Origin of the sequence: Aquabacterium sp. UBA2148, assembly GCF_002328915.1 — a bacterium.
Lineage (GTDB): Bacteria > Pseudomonadota > Gammaproteobacteria > Burkholderiales > Burkholderiaceae_C > Aquabacterium > Aquabacterium parvum.
The window spans coordinates 1,825-3,412 of record NZ_DCXA01000211.1; the positions used below are offsets into that span (position 1 = coordinate 1,825).

At 68.9% G+C, this 1,588-nt stretch carries 3 protein-coding genes; all 3 read left to right on the plus strand.

Translation table 11 applies throughout. The features are described from left to right. Positions 1 to 330: 330 nt before the first annotated feature. Positions 331 to 846: a type II secretion system protein gene (locus tag B2W70_RS11755; RefSeq protein WP_286745896.1), complete on the plus strand. Its 516-nt coding sequence runs from the start codon at positions 331 to 333 to the stop codon at positions 844 to 846. Next, positions 836 to 1,312 (plus strand): type IV pilus modification PilV family protein, encoded by a 477-nt coding sequence (locus B2W70_RS11760; RefSeq protein ID WP_058086981.1) that lies wholly within the window; start codon positions 836 to 838, stop codon positions 1,310 to 1,312. Before B2W70_RS11755 ends, B2W70_RS11760 begins: the two co-directional genes overlap by 11 nt. After that, on the plus strand, positions 1,309 to 1,588 hold a 280-nt coding region (locus tag B2W70_RS11765; RefSeq protein WP_286745899.1), incomplete at its 3' end, for a PulJ/GspJ family protein. The genes B2W70_RS11760 and B2W70_RS11765, both read left to right, overlap by 4 nt.

The window sequence follows — 1,588 nt, forward strand, 5'->3', positions numbered from 1 at the left end:
GGCCTGAGCGCACACCCCAGTGGTGGCAAGGCCCAGCGCGCCTGGTTGCGCGGCCCCCATGGCGCGTGCTCGGGTGCCGGACCATTCGACCCCTCGGCACGGGCCTCCATCGGCGTGTTCGCGCCGGAGACCTCGAGGGTGATGCACTCGCAGGACATGTACTGAGCCGCCAAAGGCCAGCCTTCACAGCGTGAAATCTGGCCGGCAAACGCCCCTTTGAAGCAGCGATACCGCCCGAGGGGGCTGGGCAGAATCAGCACAAAGGGTCGTCCGCCAACCGGGCGGCCCGCCTTGTCACCTGCCTGTTCGCCCGCCTGGTCGCCTGCTCCGATGCCCTGTCTCAGAGACACCCCTGCTGCCCGTGGCGTCAGCCAACGTGGCTTCACGATGAACGAGCTGATCATGGTGCTCGTCATCGGGGGGGTGCTCGCGGCCTTTGCCGTGCCCAAGCTCATCAGCTTCATGGGTGTGCGCGATGACGCGTGGCGCGACGCGCTGGCCGGCTCCATGCGCATGGCCCAGAAGTTTGCCGTCGGCCACCGCCGCCTGGTCTGCGCCACGGTCAACAACACATCGGTGACCCTGCGCATCGCCAGCGTCAACCCGGCCACCAGCTGCGACACCGACCTGCCTGGCCCGAGTGGCGGCACCACCTTCGCGACGGCCAGCAACAGTCAGGCCACGACGGTGGTCAGCGCCGGGAGCTCGCCTGCCGTCGTCCTGTACTTCCAGCCCGACGGCCGGGTCACCACCGACGGCGCCGGCGCCAACGCGGTGGACTGGACCATCACGCCCACGGCCGCTGCGCCCATCAGCATCCTCGGGGAGACCGGCCATGTCGAGTGAGCGCCGCTCCCTCCCCGTGGCGCGTGGCTTCACCCTGCTGGAGACCATCGTCGCCATCGTGGTCATCAGCGTGGGCATGGCAGGCGTGCTGTCGGTGTTCAACGTCAACGTGCGCAACAGCGCCGACCCGGTGGTGCGCAAGCAGCTCATGGCCGTGGCCGAAGAGATGCTCGAAGAGATCGCGCTGCGGCGCTACAGCGGCCCGACCAAGGAGTCGGACGCCGCTTGTGGTCGCAGCACCTTCGACGACGTGTCCGACTACCACCTCTACCCCGTCAACCGTAAGGTCTGCAACGTCGAGGGCGTTGCGATCGCGGCCCTGGCGGCCTACACGCTCGACGTCACCGTCACCGATGTCACGCTCGAAGGCGTGCCGGCCAAGCGCATCCAGGTCAAGGTGGCGCGCGGCAACGACGAGGTCACCCTGGTCACCTGGCGGACCGAGTTCGCCCCCCCCACGCCATGAACGCCCACCGCCGGGCCGCCGGTTTCACCCTGATCGAGCTGATCGTCGTGCTGGTGCTGATGACCATCATCGGCGGCACGGTGGCGGTGTTCGTGCGCCCCGCCATCGACGCCTACGCCGACACCCGCAACCGCGTCACCCAGGGCGACATGAGCGACACCGCCTTGCGCCGCATGGTGCGCGACATCCGCGTGGCCGTGCCCAACTCCCTGCGCACACCCAGCGAAGCGTGTTTCGAGCTGGTGCCTTCGGTGGCGGGGGGGCGCTACCGCATGC